Origin of the sequence: Rahnella sp. RFA10(1/100) (assembly GCF_004195115.1) — a bacterium.
GTDB lineage: Bacteria > Pseudomonadota > Gammaproteobacteria > Enterobacterales > Enterobacteriaceae > Rahnella > Rahnella perminowiae.
Genome location: NZ_SEWR01000005.1, coordinates 22,192 through 43,196 on the forward strand (window position 1 = coordinate 22,192; position 21,005 = coordinate 43,196).

At 52.5% G+C, this 21,005-nt stretch carries 18 protein-coding genes; 4 read left to right on the top strand and 14 right to left on the bottom strand.

The genetic code is table 11. The annotated features are described in order from the left end of the window. Positions 1–60 precede the first annotated feature (60 nt). The 3 genes from ETV65_RS15785 to ETV65_RS15795 all read right to left on the bottom strand — a co-directional run bounded on the left by ETV65_RS15785 (position 61) and on the right by ETV65_RS15795 (position 3,566). The gene (locus ETV65_RS15785) at positions 61–1,266 is read right to left on the bottom strand and encodes an aldose 1-epimerase family protein (RefSeq protein WP_129953776.1); all 1,206 of its coding nucleotides are present in this window, start codon (positions 1,264–1,266) and stop codon (positions 61–63) included. Between the two features lie 304 nt (positions 1,267–1,570). Continuing rightward, complete coding sequence (gene ppiA, locus ETV65_RS15790) at positions 1,571–2,137, bottom strand: peptidylprolyl isomerase A (protein WP_129953777.1); 567 nt, start codon at positions 2,135–2,137, stop codon at positions 1,571–1,573. Positions 2,138–2,282: 145 nt separating this feature from the next. Continuing rightward, the gene (locus ETV65_RS15795) at positions 2,283–3,566 is read right to left on the bottom strand and encodes a cytosine deaminase (protein WP_129953778.1); all 1,284 of its coding nucleotides are present in this window, start codon (positions 3,564–3,566) and stop codon (positions 2,283–2,285) included. A 222-nt stretch (positions 3,567–3,788) separates the two neighbouring features. Here ETV65_RS15795 and nirB point away from each other — a divergent pair, with 222 nt between their 5' ends. From nirB to cysG, 3 genes are all read left to right on the top strand, one after another. Further along, positions 3,789–6,341 carry a nitrite reductase large subunit NirB gene (gene nirB / locus ETV65_RS15800; RefSeq protein ID WP_129953779.1) on the top strand — a complete coding sequence of 851 codons (2,553 nt, stop codon included), beginning with the start codon at positions 3,789–3,791 and terminating at the stop codon, positions 6,339–6,341. Further along, entirely contained in the window at positions 6,338–6,688 is a 351-nt protein-coding gene (nirD, locus tag ETV65_RS15805) for a nitrite reductase small subunit NirD (RefSeq protein WP_129953780.1), read from the top strand. The genes nirB and nirD overlap by 4 nt, the downstream gene beginning before the upstream one ends. Before the next feature lie 75 nt (positions 6,689–6,763). Next, positions 6,764–8,158, top strand: coding sequence for a siroheme synthase CysG (gene cysG / locus ETV65_RS15810; RefSeq protein WP_129953781.1), 1,395 nt, complete (start codon positions 6,764–6,766; stop codon positions 8,156–8,158). A 78-nt stretch (positions 8,159–8,236) separates the two neighbouring features. Here cysG and trpS read toward each other — a convergent pair whose 3' ends face one another. The 11 genes from trpS to pilM form a co-directional block, all read right to left on the bottom strand. After that, entirely contained in the window at positions 8,237–9,253 is a 1,017-nt protein-coding gene (gene trpS, locus ETV65_RS15815) for a tryptophan--tRNA ligase (protein WP_129953782.1), read from the bottom strand. Position 9,254: 1 nt separating this feature from the next. Then, positions 9,255–9,953: a phosphoglycolate phosphatase gene (locus tag ETV65_RS15820; protein WP_129953783.1), complete on the bottom strand. Its 699-nt coding sequence runs from the start codon at positions 9,951–9,953 to the stop codon at positions 9,255–9,257. Beyond that, the gene (rpe, locus tag ETV65_RS15825) at positions 9,946–10,623 is read right to left on the bottom strand and encodes a ribulose-phosphate 3-epimerase (protein ID WP_129953784.1); all 678 of its coding nucleotides are present in this window, start codon (positions 10,621–10,623) and stop codon (positions 9,946–9,948) included. Before rpe ends, ETV65_RS15820 begins: the two co-directional genes overlap by 8 nt. Before the next feature lie 50 nt (positions 10,624–10,673). After that, complete coding sequence (gene dam, locus ETV65_RS15830) at positions 10,674–11,489, bottom strand: adenine-specific DNA-methyltransferase (RefSeq protein ID WP_129953785.1); 816 nt, start codon at positions 11,487–11,489, stop codon at positions 10,674–10,676. Between the two features lie 80 nt (positions 11,490–11,569). Continuing rightward, positions 11,570–12,619: an SPOR domain-containing protein gene (locus ETV65_RS15835; protein ID WP_129953786.1), complete on the bottom strand. Its 1,050-nt coding sequence runs from the start codon at positions 12,617–12,619 to the stop codon at positions 11,570–11,572. Positions 12,620–12,746: 127 nt separating this feature from the next. Then, positions 12,747–13,829, bottom strand: a complete 1,083-nt coding sequence (aroB, locus tag ETV65_RS15840) for a 3-dehydroquinate synthase (protein ID WP_129953787.1) — start codon at positions 13,827–13,829, stop codon at positions 12,747–12,749. Between the two features lie 57 nt (positions 13,830–13,886). Continuing rightward, positions 13,887–14,408, bottom strand: a complete 522-nt coding sequence (gene aroK / locus ETV65_RS15845; protein WP_014333540.1) for a shikimate kinase AroK — start codon at positions 14,406–14,408, stop codon at positions 13,887–13,889. 348 nt (positions 14,409–14,756) lie between these two features. Beyond that, a complete protein-coding gene (hofQ, locus tag ETV65_RS15850; protein WP_129953788.1) occupies positions 14,757–16,019 on the bottom strand; it encodes a DNA uptake porin HofQ in 1,263 nt (420 codons plus the stop codon). Then, complete coding sequence (locus ETV65_RS15855; RefSeq protein WP_129953789.1) at positions 16,019–16,879, bottom strand: DNA utilization family protein; 861 nt, start codon at positions 16,877–16,879, stop codon at positions 16,019–16,021. Before ETV65_RS15855 ends, hofQ begins: the two co-directional genes overlap by 1 nt. Continuing rightward, positions 16,876–17,439, bottom strand: a complete 564-nt coding sequence (locus ETV65_RS15860; protein WP_129953790.1) for a PilN domain-containing protein — start codon at positions 17,437–17,439, stop codon at positions 16,876–16,878. The genes ETV65_RS15855 and ETV65_RS15860 overlap by 4 nt, the downstream gene beginning before the upstream one ends. Continuing rightward, positions 17,439–18,278 (bottom strand): pilus assembly protein PilM, encoded by an 840-nt coding sequence (pilM, locus tag ETV65_RS15865; protein WP_129953791.1) that lies wholly within the window; start codon positions 18,276–18,278, stop codon positions 17,439–17,441. Before pilM ends, ETV65_RS15860 begins: the two co-directional genes overlap by 1 nt. Before the next feature lie 121 nt (positions 18,279–18,399). Between pilM and mrcA the strand changes: the two genes are divergently transcribed. Then, entirely contained in the window at positions 18,400–20,955 is a 2,556-nt protein-coding gene (gene mrcA / locus ETV65_RS15870) for a peptidoglycan glycosyltransferase/peptidoglycan DD-transpeptidase MrcA (RefSeq protein ID WP_129953792.1), read from the top strand. The last annotated feature ends 50 nt before the right edge of the window (positions 20,956–21,005 follow it).

The window sequence follows — 21,005 nt, forward strand, 5'->3', positions numbered from 1 at the left end:
TGGTGGAGTTAAGTATAGACAGAGAAAAAAGGGCGCCAGCCTCAGCGCCCTAAACTCGGATTATTCAACAGCGATAGGGGTCTCGTTCACATCTGTTTTATGATCTGCCTGAAGTGTTTTCACCCGATCCTCAAGCTGTTTCACCGCCTGCGCATCCGGCAGAAGTGAATATTTCAACTCAAAGACCGTGCTCTGGCCGGGTTGCAGTTGTTTCACGCGGCCTTGTTTACGTTCGATAGTCACCGGATAGGCATAGTTAGTGCCCGGTTCGATACCCGTAACGTAACCCTGCTTCAGGGTGTCGGTATTTTTCCACAGCGTCAGCAGCGGCAACTGATGGGTATCGAATTCAATCGATGCGCCCTTGTTCCCCGCTTTGTTCACTACGCCGGCAATCGTTTTACCCTGCGCATCCGCCAGCGGCACCATGTTAAAGACCATCTCATCAAAGCCTTTGGTCGGCCCGGCGTAAGTCTGCCAGTCTGCTAAACCTTTTTTGGCGTAATCATTGAACGGAGAGATTGATTTCAGCGGCGCAATGAAACGGGCACCCTGCTCAAGGATCGGCTGACCGAAATTACTGTGATAAATAATCTGATAGTCGTGCGGATAATCCGACTGGTTAGTCAGGGTGTCGTGAATAGTCCACGAATGGCTACCCGGCACGTAACGCAGTTCAGTCCAGGTTTCCAGCTTGGCTTTCTTAAAGGTATCTTCTTTCAGCAAGCCACGCACTGTGATTTCATGAGGGGCTTTATCGGCGATCTCAACCACCACTTTCGAGGCGGGTGTATTGCCTGCCCGGCCGTGCAACGTATAAATCATGCCGTCGGCAGTAACAGGATGTCCGGTCCATTCAAAGCCGCAACGCACCATCATTTCGTTGAAACCTTCCAGCCAGCCCACACCGTTACGGCTTTCAAGATTGATGTACGCAGGATTGACCACTTCCTGAACCGGAGAATCCCAGCCTAAGCGAATGTTATCGCCGGTCACGTGCAATAAATCCATCCCGCGCGTCGGGCTGAGAGCGATGGTCAGTCCCTTGCTGGTAATGGTAATAACTTTTGACCCTTCCTGTTTGCCACCGTGTAACACTTTTTGTTCGATGCTGAAATCGGTTCCCGCAATGTTCAGCTTTTTGCTATCAGTCTTCCAGTTTCCCAGTTCTGTACCGGCTTCAGCATCCGTCAGCACGATAGTTTGTGCAGCAGCTTGCCACGAAAAAAGCCCCAGAACGATCCCGGTTGCGAGTAATTTTTTCACAATAACCCCTTTTTGCTGAATTGATTTAGCCCAAAAGCAATTCAGCCTACAAACTCCGTCAGGCGAAAAATGTGACAGCCTTCAAGTTGAGCGTTTTTGAGGCTAAATGGCAGATGGTAACGTGCCCGGCCTCGCAAAAATTGTTTAGTTGAGGGAAAATTTGCACATGAAATTGAGATCTGAAACAAGAATGAAGGTTCATAAGCTGATGCGTTTCAGCTTAAGCGTGTTAGCAGACAGGCAATAAAAAGCCCCCGGAACCGGAGGCTTAGAAAAACAGTATTCTGGAAGAAAGGCTGAGAAATTAAGGCAGCACTTTCGCAGACAGGATCACAATCGGCGTCGTCGGCACGTTCTGATAAGGCCCGACATTATTGGTTTTGACCTGAGACATTTTGTCTACCACATCCATCCCTTTGATGACTTTACCGAATACGGCATAGCCGAAATCACGCTGACCGTGATCGAGGAAGGCGTTATCTGCCACATTGATGAAGAACTGGCTGGTCGCGCTGTCTTTATCGGCAGTACGCGCCATGGCGATGGTGCCGCGCAGGTTGCGCAGGCCGTTATCCGCTTCGTTCTTGATGGGCTCTTTGGTCGCTTTCTGCTGCATGTCAGCCGTAAAACCGCCCCCCTGAACCATGAAACCTGGGATCACGCGATGAAAAATGGTGTTGTTGTAATAGCCGCTCTGGGCGTAATCAACGAAATTCTTTACAGAAACCGGTGCCTTCGCACTGTCGAGTTCCAGTTCGATATTCCCTGCTGAAGTGGTCAGCATGACGTGGGTTTGAGCGGCCGCAAGAACGGGCGACATTGCAGTCAGGGATAGCAGCGCAGTGAGGGCCACTAAAGTACGTTTAAACATGACAGTTCCTTTCTCCAGAATACAAACAACAGATCTTACTGATTCTAAAGAGCCTTTACGCTCAGCGCCAGACCTTTACTTTTATTTACGCTTGAGAATAAATATTCTAATTATTTCAAAATATTACACCCTGTTTTTAACGGTCTTAACTGTTGAAATCTACAGGGTAATCTTCATGAAGATGGATGACCGTTTTTGCGAGCTGTGTTTGCGCGATCAGTACCCCTTCGCGCACGGAATATTGTACCGGCGTCTGGCGGCGTACGGCATCAAAACCACTTTGCGCCGGCAGGATCACCAGGCTGGCAGCATTGCCGCTTTCAAGACCATAACCTTCCAGATTCATAGTCCGGGCGCTGCAGGTGGTGATGAGCTTCAGCCCGTCATCAATTTGCTGATATCCCATTAACTGGCAGACATGCAGCCCCATATGCAGTACCTGCAACATATTCGCGGTACCAAGCGGATACCACGGGTCAAACACATCATCATGCCCGAAACAGACATTGATCCCCGCCTCCAGCATTTCCTTCACACGCGTTATACCGCGGCGTTTCGGATAAGTATCAAACCGCCCCTGCAGGTGGATATTGACCAGCGGGTTGGCGACAAAGTTGATACCGGACATTTTCAGCAAGCGGAATAAACGCGAGGTATACGCCCCGTTGTAGGAATGCATTGCCGTGGTATGACTGGCGGTGACGCGTGGGCCGATATTTTCCCGCAAGGCCAGCGCGGCCACGGTTTCGACAAAACGCGACTGTTCATCGTCAATTTCATCGCAATGGACGTCGATCAGCTTGTCGTATTTTTTCGCCAGTTCGAAGGTTTTATGCAGTGATTCAACGCCGTATTCGCGGGTGAATTCGAAATGCGGAATAGCGCCTACCACATCCGCGCCCAGCCTCAGCGCTTCTTCCAGCAAGGCCTCACCGTTCGGGTACGACATAATGCCTTCCTGCGGAAACGCCACAATTTGCAGCGTGATCCACGGCGCGACTTCGGCTTTCACTTCCAGCATGGCGTTGAGCGCCGTCAGCGTCGGGTCAGACACATCCACATGAGTGCGCACATGCTGGATGCCGTTGGCAATCTGCCACTTCAGGGTTTGCCATGCGCGCTGTTTAACATCTTCATGCGAGAGCAGCGCTTTGCGTTCAGCCCAGCGCTCAATGCCTTCGAATAACGTGCCGGACTGATTCCATGCTGGCTGACCGGCAGTCTGGGTGGTATCAAGATGGATATGCGGTTCGATAAAAGGGGGGATTGCCAGCCCGCCTTCAGCATCAAGGATATGTTTGCCGTAATCGGCATTGTCCAACTGGGGGACAATCTGGCGTATCACGGTGTCGTCGATGTCTATCTGCCATAACCCTTCACGGCCAGGCAACCTGACATTTTTAACGGTACGCAAAAGAGTTTTCTTCACGCATTACCTCACCATTTTTAGAAAGACTGTGTTGTGGTTTTTTAAAAGCCAATCCTAGAACAATAGCCTGAAAGTGTTTATAAATCGAAAGGTTACACAAAAACCCAATGAAATCAGTTAAATACCCCCTAAGGAGTATATTGGGATCGGCTTGATTTGCATCAATACCCCCTGTTACGCGCGGGTTATGTTTAGCCTCAGAAAATCAATATTGAGGCAATTATGAGCAAAGTCAGAATCGCGATGATTGGCAACGGCATGGTCGGCCATCGCTTTATCGAAGATTTACTGGATAAAGCAGAACCGGATCAGTTCGATATCACGGTGTTTTGTGAAGAGCCGCGCGTGGCCTATGACCGCGTCCATCTTTCCTCTTATTTTTCCCACCATACTGCGGAAGAGCTGTCACTGGTTCGCGAAGGATTTTACGAAAAGCATCATGTCAATGTGCTGATTGGCGAAAGGGCAATTACGCTCAACCGCAGTGAAAAAGTCATTCACTCCAGCAGCGGTCGCACGGTGTATTACGACAAACTGATTATTGCTACCGGCTCCTACCCGTGGGTGCCGCCGATTACCGGTTCTGATGGTCAGGATTGCTTCGTTTACCGCACCATTGAAGACTTACATGCCATCGAGGCCTGTGCCCGTCGCAGTAAACGCGGTGCGGTGGTCGGGGGCGGTTTGCTCGGCCTCGAAGCAGCCGGGGCACTGAAAAACCTTGGCGTAGAAACGCACGTTGTCGAATTTGCGCCTGGCCTGATGGCGGAACAGCTTGATACACAGGGTGGCAGCCAGCTTCGTCAGAAAATCGAAAGCATGGGCGTACGCGTTCATACCGCCAAAAATACGCGCCAGATTGTTCAGGGCGGCAGTGCTGCCCGTAAAACAATGGAATTTGCCGACGGTACTTTCCTCGAAGTCGATTTCATCGTGTTCTCCACCGGTATCCGACCGCAGGACAAACTGGCACGTCAGTGCGATCTGCAGATCGCCCCGCGCGGCGGCATCGTGATTAATGATCAGTGCCAAACCAGTGACCCGGACGTCTATGCCATCGGCGAATGTGCCTCGTGGAATCAGCGGACTTTTGGACTGGTCGCGCCGGGTTACAAAATGGCGCAGGTCACCGCCGACCATTTACTGGGTCGCGATAACGCTTTCACGGGTGCCGACATGAGCGCCAAACTGAAACTGTTAGGCGTCGATGTGGCCGGTATCGGCGACGCCCATGCCCGTACGCCAGGCGCGCGCAGCTATGTCTATCTGGATGAAACCAAAGCATTGTATAAACGCCTGGTCGTCAGCGAAGATAATAAAACGCTGCTTGGCGCAGTGCTGGTCGGCGACACCAGTGATTACGGCAATCTGCTGCAACGGGTACTGAACAGTATTCCTTTGCCGGAAAATCCGGATGCGCTGATCCTGCCCGCTCATGCAGGCAGTGGCAGCGCAGTGATGGGCACTGATGCCCTGCCGGAAAGCGCACAAATCTGTTCGTGTTTTGACGTCACCAAAGGCGATATCATCAAAGCAGTTCAGGGTGGCTGTCTTACCGTGGCGGCGCTGAAATCAGCAACGAAAGCTGGCACTGGCTGTGGCGGCTGTATTCCGCTGGTGACGCAGATACTGAATGCCGAACTCAGCAAACAAGGCATCGAAGTTAACCATCATCTTTGCGAACACTTCGCGTATTCGCGGCAGGAGCTTTATCACCTGATCCGCGTTGAAGGCATCCGCTCATTCAACGATTTGCTGAATAAATACGGCAAAGGCTACGGCTGCGAAGTCTGTAAACCAACCGTCGGCTCGCTGCTGGCCTCCTGCTGGAATGATTATGTGCTGAAATCGCAGCACACGCCGTTGCAGGACACCAACGATGTGTTTCTCGCCAACATGCAAAAAGACGGCACCTATTCCGTTATACCGCGTTCGCCGGGTGGTGAAATCACGCCGCAAGGCTTGCAGGCAATAGGTGAAATCGCGGCTGAGTACAATCTCTACACTAAGATTACCGGTTCACAGCGTATCGGCATGTTCGGCGCGCAAAAAGACGATTTACCGGCCATCTGGCAGAAACTGATCAGTGCCGGATTCGAAACCGGTCAGGCGTACGCCAAAGCCCTGCGCATGGCGAAAACCTGCGTTGGCAGCACCTGGTGCCGTTATGGTGTGGGCGACAGCCTCGGTTTCGGCATCAGCCTGGAAAACCGCTACAAAGGCATCCGTACCCCGCATAAAATGAAATTCGGCGTATCCGGCTGTACCCGTGAATGCTCTGAAGCACAGGGCAAAGATGTCGGGATTATCGCGACAGAAAACGGCTGGAATCTTTATGTCTGCGGCAACGGTGGCATGAAACCACGGCACGGTGATTTACTGGCCGCCGATCTGGATAATGACACCCTGCTGCGTTATCTCGACCGTTTCATGATGTTCTACATCCGCACCGCCGATAAGCTGCAACGCACCTCGGTCTGGATGGATAACCTCGAAGGCGGTATCGGCTACCTGCGCAAAGTCATCATCGATAACAAACTGGGGCTTAACGATCAACTGGAAGCCGAACTGGCACGCCTGCGTGAATCGGCCGTTTGCGAGTGGCAGGAAACCCTGAACGACCCGGCTGCGCAAACCCGCTTCAGCCATTTTATCAACAGCAGCCAGCGTGACCCGAACGTGCAGTTTGTCGGTGAGCGTCAGCAGCATCGTCCGGCGCGTCCCGACGAGCGTATTCCGGTGAGACAAATCGCCGGCGGGGAGGAAGTATTATGAACCAGTGGTTAACACTTTGTTCCGTCGACCAGATCTTACCCGCCTGCGGTGTATGCGCGCTGGCAGGCGATCAGCAGGTTGCGCTATTCCGTCCTTACGCTGATGAGCAGATTTTTGCCCTGTCGAACATTGACCCGTTTGCACAGGCCAGCGTGCTGTCACGGGGGATTATCGCGGAACATCAGGGCGAGTTGTGGGTCGCCAGTCCGCTGAAAAAACAGCATTTTCGTCTGACCGACGGAGTCTGCATGGAAGACGAACAGTATTCAGTTCCGGCTTACGAGGTCCGTGTACAGAACGGCAATGTGGAAATCAATACCGCCAGCCTTCAGTCTGTAGCCGGCTAAACTGCACGCCTTCCACGCCGCCTCCGGGCGGCGTTATTATCTGTTCCGCCACATCAGTTTGATAGAGAAGCGTCCATGGATTATTTGCCCCTCTTTTGTCAGTTAAAAAACAGAGCCTGTTTACTGGTTGGTGCCGGTGATGTTGCTGAACGTAAAGCGCGTCTGCTGCTGGAAGCTGGCGCAGAACTGACGGTGAATGCCCTCACCTTTACGCCGCAATTTCAGATGTGGGCAGACGAAGGTAAAGTCCGCCTGTTACGCGGTGAATTCTCACCACTGCTGGTGGATGAAAAATGGCTGGTGGTCGCCGCGACCAATTCCGACCTGGTAAATCAGGAAGTCAGCGAAGCCGCAGATCACCGGCGCGTGTTCTGTAACGTGGTCGATGCACCGGAAAGTGCCAGCGTGATTATGCCGTCAATCATTGACCGGTCTCCGCTGATGATCGCCGTGTCTTCCGGCGGCAATGCGCCGGTGCTGGCGCGTTTACTGCGCGAACGTCTGGAGTCCATTCTGCCGCAGCATCTGGGCAAACTGGCGCAGATTGCGGGCGGATTGCGGGCGCGGGTCAAGACATGCTTCCCTGATGCCTCCGAGCGCCGTCGCTGGTGGGAAAAACTGTTTAACCATCATCGCCTGGCGCAGTCGCTGGCGAATAATGACACTGCGCAATCCCATGAATATCTTGAAGCATTATTCCATGAACCCGTGGATAAACATGGCGAGGTCATTCTGGTCGGTGCCGGACCGGGCGATGCCGGATTACTGACACTCAAAGGCTTGCAGCAAATGCAACTGGCCGATGTGGTGGTTTACGACCGTCTGGTTTCCGACAGTGTGCTGAATCTGGTTCGTCGTGACGCAGAGCGGATTTTCGTGGGCAAGCGCGCGGGACATCATTGTGTACCGCAGGAAAGCATCAATAAAATCCTGCTGGAACAGGCCCAGATGGGCAAACGCGTTGTCCGGCTGAAAGGGGGCGATCCCTTTATCTTTGGTCGTGGTGGCGAAGAACTGGAAGCGCTGAAAGCCGCAGGCATCGCATTTTCCGTGGTGCCGGGCATCACGGCGGCCTCCGGTTGCTCCGCTTACAGTGGCATTCCGCTGACCCACCGCGACCATGCACAAAGCGTGCGGCTGATCACCGGTCATGCGAAGCAGGACGGCATTGTGGACTGGGCCTGCATGGCGCAAAGCCAGCAAACGCTGGTGTTTTATATGGGGCTCACGCAGGCCGGAGAGATTCAGCGCCGTCTGCTGGAAAACGGTCTGGCTGCAGAAACACCTGTCGCACTGGTAGAAAACGGCACCAGCCAGCAACAGCGGGTGGTGACAGGGATGCTCACAGAGCTCGATAAGCTGGCGAAAGAGGTGCGCAGTCCCAGTCTGATTATTGTCGGCAGTGTGGTGAGCTTACGTCAGAAACTTAACTGGTTTGCCAGCGAAACCGTGGTGGTACAACAGAATTGAGCACACCGCTTTCCTGAGGTCTTAAAGCAAAAAACCACGTCCGCAGACGTGGTTTTGATTTAACAATCGAAGTAGAAATTATGGAAGCGTGACGAAGCCAATCGCTTCATAAGCTTTCTTCAGTGTCACGCTGGCACGGGCACGGGCTTTCTCAGCGCCCTCTTTCATTACCTGTTGCAGATAAGCCTCGTCGCTGCGGAAACGGTTAAAACGTTCCTGCACGTCGGTCAGCATGCCTGAAACCGCTTCGGCAACCGCACCTTTCAGATGACCATACATCTGGCCTTCGAATTCCGCTTCCAGCTCCGGAATGCCTTTGCCGGTCACACCGGAAAGAATATCCAGCAGGTTAGAAACACCCGGCTTGTTTTTAATATCGTAACGGATGACAGGCGGCTCTTCAGAATCCGTCATCGCGCTTTTAATCTTCTTGGTCACCGCTTTTGGATCTTCCAGCAGGCCGATCACGTTTTTACGATTGTCATCCGACTTAGACATCTTCTTGGTCGGTTCCTGCAATGACATAACCCGCGCACCGGATTTCGGAATAAACGGCTCCGGCACAGTAAATACATCGCCATACAACGCGTTGAAACGGCTGGCAATATCTCGGCTGAGTTCCAGGTGCTGTTTCTGATCTTCACCGACCGGTACCTGATGGGTCTGGTACAGCAAAATATCCGCCGCCATCAATACCGGATAATCGAACAGACCAGCGGTAATGCTTTCGCTGTTGGATGTCTCATAGCGCGCAGATTTATCTTTGAACTGCGTCATACGGCCCAGCTCACCGAAATAGGTATAGCAGTTCAGCGCCCAGCTTAGCTGGGTATGTTCAGGAACATGAGACTGCACGAAGACAGTACTTTTCTTCGGATCAATACCGACCGCCAGATACAGCGCCAGCGTATCGAGGGTTGCTTTACGCAACTTCTCCGCATCCTGACGTACGGTGATCGCGTGCAAATCGACGATACAGTAAATGCATTCGTAATCGTCCTGCATTTTGACCCATTGACGCAGCGCACCCATGTAGTTGCCAATGGTCAATTCGCCGGAGGGCTGTGCGCCACTAAATACGATGGGTTTACTCATTTTATGCTTCCTGATCTTTTAAAGATGACAGCCCTAACGTGGGCAAAAGGTCGGCGAAATTATCCAGTACGCGATCGGGTTTGGTCAGCGCGATAGTTTCACCGTAGTTATAGCCATAAGTCATGCCCACACACGGACAGCCAGCGGCTTGTGCAGCGTGAATATCATTGCGGGAATCCCCCACAAAGACCATTTCACTGGCACGCAATCCAAGCAGTGCCAGCGTCATATAGACCGGCGCCGGATGCGGTTTTTTCGCCACGACATCATCACCGCCAATCACGACCGTGAAATAGCTGTCGATGCCTAACGATTGCAGTAAAGGCGCAATGAAAGGCGTCGGTTTGTTGGTCACCAGCCCCATGGGCATGCCTGTGGCTGCCAATGCTGCCAGCGTCTCTTTGACTTGCGGGTATAAGCGGCTGCCACCTGCGGCGGTATCGGCATAATAATGATCAAATTTATCGCGCACCGTCTGCAGGAAAGCTGGCGATAAATCGCCTCCGGCCCAGCGGACGGCACGTTCTACCATGACATCAGCGCCATTGCCAATCCAGGTACTAAGACGCTCAACGCCTGCGGCAGGTAAACTGAAATCACGCAGCGCCATATCCATCGCTTCGGAGAGACCCGGCGCGCTATCGACCAGCGTACCGTCGAGATCAAAACCTAAACCGCGCGCCTCAAGGAGCTCAGACATGCGAGACCTTAGCCAGTTCACTGCGCATATGGTCGATCACCGTACGGTAATCCGGCTGATTAAAGATAGCGGAACCGGCGACAAACATATCTGCACCCGCTGCGGCGATTTCACCGATATTTTCGGCCTTCACTCCGCCATCAACTTCCAGACGAATGTCATAACCGCTGGCGTCAATGATCTTGCGAACCTGACGCAGTTTATCCAGTGTGCCCGGAATAAACGACTGACCTCCGAAGCCTGGATTCACCGACATCAGCAGGATCACGTCGAGTTTATCCATCACGTATTCGAGATAGCTCAGGGAGGTCGCCGGGTTAAACACCAGACCGGCTTTACAGCCATGGCTTTTAATCAGCTGCAGTGAGCGGTCAACATGTTCAGACGCTTCGGGATGGAAGGTAATGTAAGAGGCACCGGCTTCGGCAAAATCCGGGATCAGGCGATCAACCGGTTTAACCATCAGATGAACATCAATAGGTGCGGTAATGCCGTAGTTACGCAACGATTTAAGAATGGCTGGCCCCATCGTCAGATTGGGAACGTAGTGGTTATCCATCACATCAAAATGGACAACATCTCCGCCCGCTTCCAGGGCTTTGGCTGTATCTTCACCCAGACGGGCAAAATCAGCAGACAGAATGGACGGTGCAATCAAAAACTGTTTCATCCGCTTCTCCAAACGATAGGTTTACCCGATGATCACCGGCTGACCGGCCATCAGCGATATAGCGCTAAAAGTTCATTCACCATGCTGCGCTGGGCAACTTTACTGCTGATAGTACGGCGCGCTGACACACGGTGCAGCTGTTTCGCCTGAGCGTACCATTCCAGCGTCAGAGGTGTTTCGTGGTTGGAAATCAGCACCGGCACATCGTTCTCATTAGAAAGCTGATACGCCAGACGAGCCAGGTTGCGCTGATCATCCATGCTAAAACTGTTGGTGTGGTACGCCGTAAAATTTGCTGTCGCAGAAAGCGGGGCATAAGGCGGATCACAATAAACCACCGAGCCAGACTGTGCTTTCAGCAAGGTGTCCTGGTAATGCTCACAAACAAATACCGCATGCTTCGCTTTTTCAGCAAACCAGTAGAGTTCTTCTTCAGGGAAATACGGCTTTTTATAACGCCCGAAAGGCACATTAAACGCGCCACTGAGATTATAACGACACAGGCCGTTGTAACAATGGCGGTTAAGATAGAGGAAAAGTACCGAACGACGATAAATATCGCTGCTGGCATTAAACTCAGCCCTCAGGACGTAAAAACGATCTGATTCGTTAAACTCTGGCGTGAACAGCACACGTGCATCACGCACGAATTCTTCAGTGCGTGTCTTCACAATGTTGTAAAGATTGATCAGGTCGTTGTTGATATCCGCCAGAATATAAGCGTCATACTCGGTATTCAAAAATACCGAGCCCGCGCCAACAAAAGGCTCAATCAGACAATCTCCCACCGGAAGATGACGTTTGATGTCATCAATCAGCGGGTATTTGCCGCCAGCCCACTTCAAAAACGCGCGGTTCTTCTTCATGCCGTCAGTTAGCTACTTATACAATTCACAGCCGCGGATTGTATCCTGTTTTTAGACAGCAAATCGCGTTGAGATCAGTTTCATTTTTTCAGGTCTTGCTGTACCTGATGTACAGGTTTGACCCACGGTTTTTTAGCCTGAACTTCCGCAGGCAGACTGGAAATAGCACGTTTGGCCTCTGCAGAAGAAGCATAGTTACCACTTACCAGTACAAACCACGGCTTCCCTTCGCGGGCGGTCTGATAAACCAAATAATTTTTCAGGCCCTGCTGTTTTGCAAACGCATTCAGTGTATTGGACTGAGAAGCACCGCTCAGTTGCAGGGTAAAGTGCGTACCTGGTGCAGACTTAATGCCCGACATGCTACCAGAAGCTGCGGCCGGTGCAGATGCAACCGGAGCAGATGACGCAGTGGACTTCGTTACCGGCGTTTTCGCTGTATGCGATGCCGTAGCGGCTGTTTTATGCTCAGCAGGCTTCGAAGTATGAGCAGGTTGCGCATTTCGCAAAGCTTGCGCAGGACGTGTATGGGTGGCTGACGGCTGAGAACCTGCCGGGGCCTGAGTACGTGCAGAACCATTAACGGTTGCGGGTGCGGTCGGCAAAGAAGTCAGTGACTGAGCTGCGGGTGCCATGCTGCCTTGTGCCACACCATCGACCTGATTTTGCTGAGAAGAGAGCGCATCACTCATATCACCCGGCAAATCGACACGTTCTTTCGCCTGACCATTATCCGGAACAGGCTGAGCTTCGGTTGGTGTCGGGGAAACTGGCGGTAAACCGATACTCTTCGGTTGCTGGCCATCGGCTGGCTGCTGACCGTCTATAGCTTGCGCTGTATTGGCCTGAGCCTGAGCAGAAGGCTGAGCAGGTGCCGCCGCATCATTACCCGCGAGACTAATGTCTTTCGGACCATTGTTCTGCTGAGCAGGCTGGCTGGAGGAAGATGACTTCATGGCAGAGCCGATACCGACAATCAGCAATACCAGCACCACAATACCGATGCCGATCATCACGTACTGACGGGATACCGCAACTTTTGGAATGGAAGGAGACGGTTTGCGCGCGCGCGGTGGGCGGCGATCGCTGGTGTCTGGTTTGAGATCGTCTTCCGGTGTTAAATCATCCATCTAAAACCTCCAACCCGGCAAAAGCCTCAAGAGGCTTTACGCGGAGCAACTATCCTGACTAAAAATATAAAGCTTTGCTGGCAAACGTAAAATCGATCGTTATGTGGCCACCATGATGACCACTGTCTTAACGGCAATCTTCAATCGAAGCCAGCACCATTTCATGCGATACGCCGGAGCGTACTTCCGACTGACCTATTGCTTTCGGCAAAACCAGACGCAGCTCGCCAGCCAGTACTTTCTTATCACGCATCATGTGCGGCAGATAGGACTGCGCCTCCATAACTTCAGGGCCGGTCACAGGTAAACCCGCACGGGTCAGCAAAGTTTTTACCCGGGCTATGTCACCCAGACTGAACTGCCCAAGGCGATGGGCCGTATAACAGGCCATCACCATACCGGCTGCCACAGCTTCGCCATGCAACCAGTTACCGTAACCCATTTCGGCTTCAATAGCATGGCCGTAAGTATGGCCCAGATTCAGCAAGGCGCGCATGCCGTTTTCACGTTCATCGGCGGCCACAACCTCGGCTTTCAGCTCGCAGCAACGGCGGATGCAATACGCCAGCGCATTCATATCCAGCGCCAGTAAAGCTTCCATGTTGTCTTCAAGCCAGACAAAGAAATCAGCATCCAGAATAATGCCGTATTTGATAACTTCTGCGAGACCCGAAGACATTTCACGGGCAGGCAGCGTTCGCAGACAGTCGAGATCAACCACTACCGACGCAGGCTGATAAAACGCGCCGATCATGTTTTTTCCGAGTGGATGGTTTACCGCCGTTTTACCGCCAACGGAGGAATCAACCTGAGAAAGCAGCGTGGTTGGCACCTGAACAAAGCGCACACCGCGCTGATAACTGGCTGCAGCGAAGCCGGTTAAATCACCGACGACGCCACCACCAAGGGCGATCAGAGTCGTATCACGTCCGTGCGGCTTTTTGAGCAACGCGGAGAACACATCATTGAGAACAGTCAGGGATTTGTATTGTTCACCATCAGGCAAAATAACCTGATCAACACGAACGCCTGCCTGCTCCAGCACTGAACGAATAGCGTCCAGATAGAGAGGGGCCAGGGTTTCGTTGGTCACTATCATGACCTGATCGCCTGCCTTTACCGGCATAAAAGAAGCCGGATCGTGGAACAATCCGGCAGCAATCGTAATGGGGTAGCTACGCTCCCCTAACGTTACGGTAATCCTCTCCATGTCGTGCTCTGTGACCTTCTTTAACTGACACCCTCAGGCAATGATGAACACCAATAATCAGTTACTTTCCAGCATATTGATAATCTGGTTGGCAACGACTTTGGCACTTTGATCATCGGTACGAATAGTGACGTCGGCAATCTCTTCATACAAAGGATTGCGTTCTCTCGCCAGTGCTTCAAGCACTTCACGTGGCGGAGCACTCACTTGTAATAATGGACGTTTTTTGTCGCGTTGTGTACGCGCCAGTTGTTTTTCGATAGTAGTTTCAAGATAGACGACAACGCCACGCGCTGACAAACGGTTACGGGTTTCACGTGATTTCACGGAACCGCCACCAGTCGCCAGAACAATGCCTTGTTTTTCGGTCAGTTCGTTGATCACTTTTTCTTCGCGGTCGCGGAATCCGTCTTCGCCTTCCAAATCAAATACCCAGCCCACATCAGCTCCGGTACGTCGCTCAATTTCGTGATCGGAGTCAAAAAACTCCATATTGAGTTGCTGAGCTAACTGTCGACCAATAGTGCTTTTGCCGGCACCCATAGGCCCAACCAGAAAGATATTGCGTTTCTCTGCCATGTTTTTCGGTATTACTAAGACAATTCGTTGATGATAACCCGCCCCGCCAATCAAATTAGCGGCGGGACCTAAACTGAAACCTCATGAGCGATATAGTGCGAGATCAGAAAAAAATTATCTCAACACTCTTGGTAGTTTGGCAACCGAATAAATCACTTTGCACGCCGCAGGAGGGAAACCGTACGTTTTTATCGGCGTGTCTGTCGTAATAAAAAGATCACGGTGCTCAATTCGGTAACCCTTGTAAGCTAAATCGACGGCAGCGTCAAACTCAGAAGCCTCTTGCGACACAAAAAGTTGCATACGCTCAACGTTATTGTGCAATTTACAGAGCGTCAGAATGCCCTTTTAACGGGTAAGGATTAAGGTCGGGGTGATGAAAATCACCAACTCACGCCGCTGTTCATGGGTGTACTGGTGTTTAAACAAGGAACCGACCCCGGGAAGGTCGCCGAGGACAGGCACTTTTGTGTCCGTTTTTTGGTTTTTACGCTGAAATATCCCGCCAAGCACGATAGTTTCTCCGTCTTTTACCGTAACCTGAGTTTTGATTTCCTGCTTATCAATCGCCAGCGCCTCACCTTCGGACTGCTTAATGCTCCGGCCCGGCATGTTCTGGCTAATCTGCAATGCCAGCTGGATACGACCGTCACGCTGAATTTTCGGCGTAACCTCCATTCCCAGCACCGCTTCTTTGAATTCAATCGACGTGCTGCCACTCGCCCCGCTGGAAACCTGATACGGGATTTCCGTACCCTGTTTAATGCTGGCAGTCTGCATGTGCGCCGTCAGCAACCGCGGGCTGGCGATAATATCGACCTTGTCTTCCTGCTCAAGCGCCGTCAGTTCAAGCTCAAGGATCCGCCCGCTGATATGTGCAAGATTAAAACCCGCAGTAAATATCGGATTTTCGACCGGCATGCCCATACTAAAATTATTCATACGCACGGCTTTTGTAATGGGTTCCTCACCGGTAAACCCCCAGCGCACACCCAGTTCGCGCAGGCTTTCACTGTTCATTGTGACTATATGTGCTGCCAGTTGAACCTGCTGAAGAGGTAAATCCATTTCCTTTATCCAGGGTGCCACAACATCCAGCGCAGCCTGCGTGTCACGTAATAAGAGTGTATTGGTGCGGGGATCTGCAGAGGCATTACCTTTTGAAGATAACAGCGAGCCTTTCTGCGCGTTCAGGCTAAGCGCCGTCTCTTTCGCATCTGCGTATTGCAGAGGAACGGTAAGGCTGATCAGCGGGCTGTGGAGCGCCTGCAGGTCGGCTGCCTCTTTCAACCGCTGTTGTACAACCTGCGGATCTTGTTCAGGCGACACAATTAAAACGTTGCCCTGCAACTGGCTGGTGAGATGGTTCATTTGCAGAATAATGTCGAGCGCCTGCTGCCACGGCACTTCTTTGAGCTTCACACTCATCTGCCCTTCAAGACCCGGTGCAGTGATCAGATTCAGTTGCCGGAAATCTGCCAGCGCCTGTAATACCAAACCGACCGGAGAGGACTGAAACTCCAGCGAAATCAAGGGTGGTACATCAGCTTTCACCGGGCTGAGGTATAAACACAGCAAACACAGTACAATCCGCTTAGTCACGTATTTCATTATTTCCCTTTCCCTGGAGAATCCTTGCCTTTACCCAGCCTGATAATCTGACGCAGTACACCGCAACGCGCATCACTGAGGCTGAGTTCAACCTGCGAACTGCTGAGTGCTTCAACCGTCCATTGCGGCACTCCAAATTGCGTACCCGTTTCGACTTTACTCCAGCGCCCTTGCGGTGAAAGCAGCCAGCCATAACGCTCCCCGCCGGCATCTGAAATCCCGCTAAGGCGCCATTCAGATACCGTAGAAAAATCAGCACAGGACGGCGTCTGTGGCACACTAAACGGATCACGTACGACATTCGGCGCGACGGCAGCGGTAAAAAATCCTGCCGCTGACGTGGTTTGAGTCAGTAACACTGAGGCTTTCATCCCGGCATCACCGGTGGTGTGTAAATTCAGCTCGCTGAATGCAGGCTGCCCGGGACGTTGCATCAGCGCATAAAGAAAATCCATCAGTCCGGCAAAAGTCACCTGCAATTGCAATTCACCCTGTGGTTCTTGTTTCGGTTGCAAAACTGGCTTCCAGCGAATCAGTACGGCCTGGGCGTCTTTCAGCGGCCGGGAAAACGCTTGCTCAAGCGGCAGGATTTCGTGTTGCAATGTCGCATTGCCGGCCAGTTCCTGCTCCAGGCTTTCCAACGGAACCCTGAGCATCAACGCCCTCTGAGCCTGGGAAAGGGTCTGCCGTGCGGTGTAAATCTCCCGTTTCAGTGTGTCGTGTTGCTGCCATAACCCGCGCAATACAAGCTGATACAGCGTCAAAGCCAGAATGAGCAGACATGCAGTCAGTATGCACACCCGCTGCCAGCCGGGTTTTTCCATCAGCGGATCAATATGCTCTGCCAGTAAACCGGTCATTGCACTACTCCCGGCGCAGGCAGGGCTTTTTCAGGGCGAAACTGCGTTTTCATCACGAAACTCAAGTTATTGTTGGGTTGCTGCTGTACATCAGAAAGACTGACTTTACTGAGCAACTCTCCTGCTGACAGCATTTCGCTCAATGCCACAATGTCGTGATATATCCGCCCTTCGCCTTTTAACGTCATCATTCCCTGATGCTCCGTCAGTTCCGTCAGCCAGAGTTCTTCGGGCATCTCTGACGCGAGTAACACCAACAATTGCAGATAATCCCGACTCCGTTGCACACGCTGGTGGCTTAAAAGACGCGATTCAGCCAGAACCTTTACCTGTTCCGATGCTGCCTCCACACGACGCTGACGGAGCGTAATCTTTTGAATATCTGAATGTAACGCTGACAGTTTCACCTGTAACAGCGCCCGTTCCTGCACCAGAAAAGTGGCCAGAAGCAAAGCACCGGCCACCACAGAGACAGGAACAGAAATAAAAATTTTCAGCCAGAAACGCATCAGCTTTTGACGGCGCAACTTTCGCCACGGTAATAAATTGACCTGTAGCATCAGTTATCTGCCTGCCGGATAGCCAGCCCGACGGCAGGCGCGAATGCACCGGGATTTGCCGGCAAAGGCGCGGACAATTGCACGATCGCGCTTAATGGCGACCAGCATTGCATTACCGCAGAGGACGATTCACCGCTGTAATAGTCCTCCGCATGGCATAACGCAGCCGCGCGATACTGTGTGCGAATCTTCTGAGAGACCGTGTTTTCAGCGCCGGCCTCTGCATAATCCAGCATGCCAAACTGGAACGGCAAACTGTGCGGCGAAGCCCAGAGAAAGAGATCATCAAGGGGATGGATCAGCAATGCATCACCCGGAACGCCTGCAGCACAGGCCGCCATCTGAAGGGCGCAGGGAGTCAGCTCAATAGTGTCCGGGAACAACCGGGCCTGCGCCATGCAGTGCATCCACTGTTCGATTTCCTGCTGCCTTGCCGCCGTAACCACCAACTGATTATCGCCCTGCGGGTCAGCCCGGTAGTCCATCACCAGATGCTCCATAGCCAGAGGAAACTGTTTTGCCGCGTTAGCGAAGATAAACGCACTGCGCTGCGGCTCACCCAAACGGGCATCGGGCGCGGCCATGCGTTGTTGCATAATACGTTGCGCAGGAAGGCTGATTCGTAATGAAAAAGACGTCGGCAGCGTTTTTCGCCAGCACGATAAAATGGCGATCAGCGGCGCGCTCTCATGTAATATCCCCTCCCGCAATGTGAAAGGAGGCAAAGGATGTTGCCACCAGTGACGTAATTGCCAGCCATGACGCCGCCGCTGAACGGCGATCGCACGGGCAAAACCGGCTTGAATATCCAGACCTACCTGCCATGCTTGTAGTCGCATTTTCGCCCAATCTCCATATCGTCAGGTAAATAAAAGAACGTATCCATGTTGCTGGCTTGCCTTTATACTACCGCGCGGTTGTTTATAAACTGCCCAATTGACACTTAATGGGAAATCTCAGGTGAAGTTCGTAAAGTATTTATTGATTCTTGCAGTGTGTTGCATTTTGCTGGGAGCCGCCTCGATCTTCGGTTTGTATAAATATATCGAGCCTCAGTTACCCGACGTCGCCACGCTTAAAGACGTGCGCTTGCAAACACCGATGCAGGTTTTCAGTGCCGAGGGTGATTTAATTGCCCAGTATGGTGAAAAGCGCCGTATCCCACTGAAACTCGACCAGATCCCACCGGAACTGGTGCATGCGTTTATCGCGACTGAAGACAGTCGCTTCTATGAACATCACGGTGTGGATCCGATCGGTATTTTCCGTGCGGCTTCCGTTGCGATGATGTCAGGCCACGCCTCACAGGGCGCGAGCACCATTACCCAGCAGTTGGCTCGTAACTTTTTCCTGAGCCCTGAACGCACGCTGACCCGTAAAATTAAGGAAGCATTTCTGGCCATCCGCATTGAGCAGATGATGTCCAAAGATGAAATCCTCGAGCTGTATCTGAATAAAATTTATCTCGGTTATCGTGCTTATGGCGTCGGTGCCGCTGCACAGGTTTACTTTGGTAAAGATGTCAGCCAGCTAACGCTCAGTGAAATGGCAGTGATTGCCGGGCTGCCCAAAGCACCGTCAACCTTCAACCCGCTGTATTCGCATGACCGTTCTCTGGCCCGTCGCAATACCGTACTGGCACGTATGCTGGATGAGAAATACATCACGCAGGCCCAGTATGATCAGGCGCGTGCTGAGCCGTTGGTCGCCAATTATCATGCTCCGCATATCGAGTTTTCGGCGCCGTATCTGACCGAAATGGTGCGTCAGGAAATGGTGAAACGTTATGGCGACAACGCTTATAACGATGGCTACATGGTTTACACCACCATTACCAAAAAAACCCAGCTTGCTGCCCAGGAAGCCCTGCGTACCAACGTGCTTAATTACGATATGCGCCACGGTTATCGCGGTCCGTCAAATCAGCTATGGAAAGTAGGTGAACCGGCGTGGGATCAGAACAAGATTGTCCAGTCGCTGAAAACGCTGCCGGTATATGGTCCGCTGTTCCCGGCCGTTATCACCGCAACGGATGATGCTCAGGCCACGGCGACGATGTCGAACCGCGCGGTTATCAGCCTGCCGTTCAGCGGCATGCGCTGGGCGCGACCTTATCGTAATGACAATGCTCAGGGCCCGACCCCGAAAAAAGTCACTGACGTGGTACGTCCGGGTCAGCAAGTTTGGGTACGTAAAGTGGGTGATGACTGGTGGCTGGCGCAGGTGCCTGATGTCAACTCAGCCATTGTTTCGCTCAATCCAAACGACGGTGCCATTGAAGCGCTGGTTGGCGGGTTTGACTTCAACCAGAGCAAGTTTAACCGCGCCAACCAGGCGGTTCGCCAGCTCGGTTCGAACATCAAGCCTTTCCTGTACACAGCAGCAATGGACAAAGGTCTGACCCTGGCGACCATCCTGAATGACATGCCAATTACCCGCTGGGATGCCGGTGCCGGTACTGACTGGCGTCCGAAGAACTCACCGCCAACGTATTACGGTCCGATTCGTCTGCGTCAGGGGCTGGGTGAATCCAAGAACGTGGTCATGGTACGTGCTATGCGTGCGATGGGAGTGGATTACGCAGCTGAATATTTGCAGCGTTTTGGCTTCCCGGCTGCGAACATTGTTCATTCCGAATCACTGGCGTTAGGTTCTGCTTCATTCACCCCGTTGCAGGTTGTGCGCGGTTACGCCACCTTGACCAACGGCGGTTATCTGGTTGACCCGTATTTCATCACCAAAATTGTGGATGAATCCGGTCAGGTGCAGTTTGAAGCCAAGCCTAAAATCGCCTGCCGTACCTGTAATATTCCCGTTATTTATGGTGATACGCAGAAATCTGCCGTACTGTCGGATGACAATGTAGAAAACGTTGCCACATCCACCACCAATAATAATACCAGTGTGCCAACGCCACAGCTTGAGCAGGTTCCACCGAACTCGCCGCAGGTTGATGCCGCACAGCAATACGCGCCACATGTGATCAGCACACCGCTGTCATTCCTGATCAGTGATGCGTTGAACTCCAACATCTTCGGCGAGCCCGGCTGGATGGGAACAGGCTGGCGCGCAGGACGTGACCTGAAACGTCACGATATTGGTGGCAAAACCGGTACAACCAACAGCTCGAAAGATGCCTGGTTCTCCGGATATGGCCCTGACGTGGTGACCTCAGTCTGGATTGGCTTTGACGATCACCGTCGTGATTTGGGTCGCTCAACGGCTTCCGGTGTGATTGCGGATCAAATCTCCGGTGCCGAAGGCGGCGCGAAAAGTGCTCAGCCGGCCTGGGATGATTACATGAAAGCCGTGCTGGAGGGCGTGCCGGAACAGCCGCAGACCCCGCCTCCTGGTATTGTGACGGTGACTATCGATAAGAGTACCGGTAAGCTTTCTGACGGCGGTGGCAACAGTCGCCCTGAATACTTTATCGACGGGACTCAGCCGACAGAACATGCTGTGCATGAAGTCGGGACAACCATCATGGATAACGGTCAGGAACACGAACTGTTCTGATGCCTGAGCTGTAAAGCAAAAAGCCGGTCTGCGAAATGCATGACCGGCTT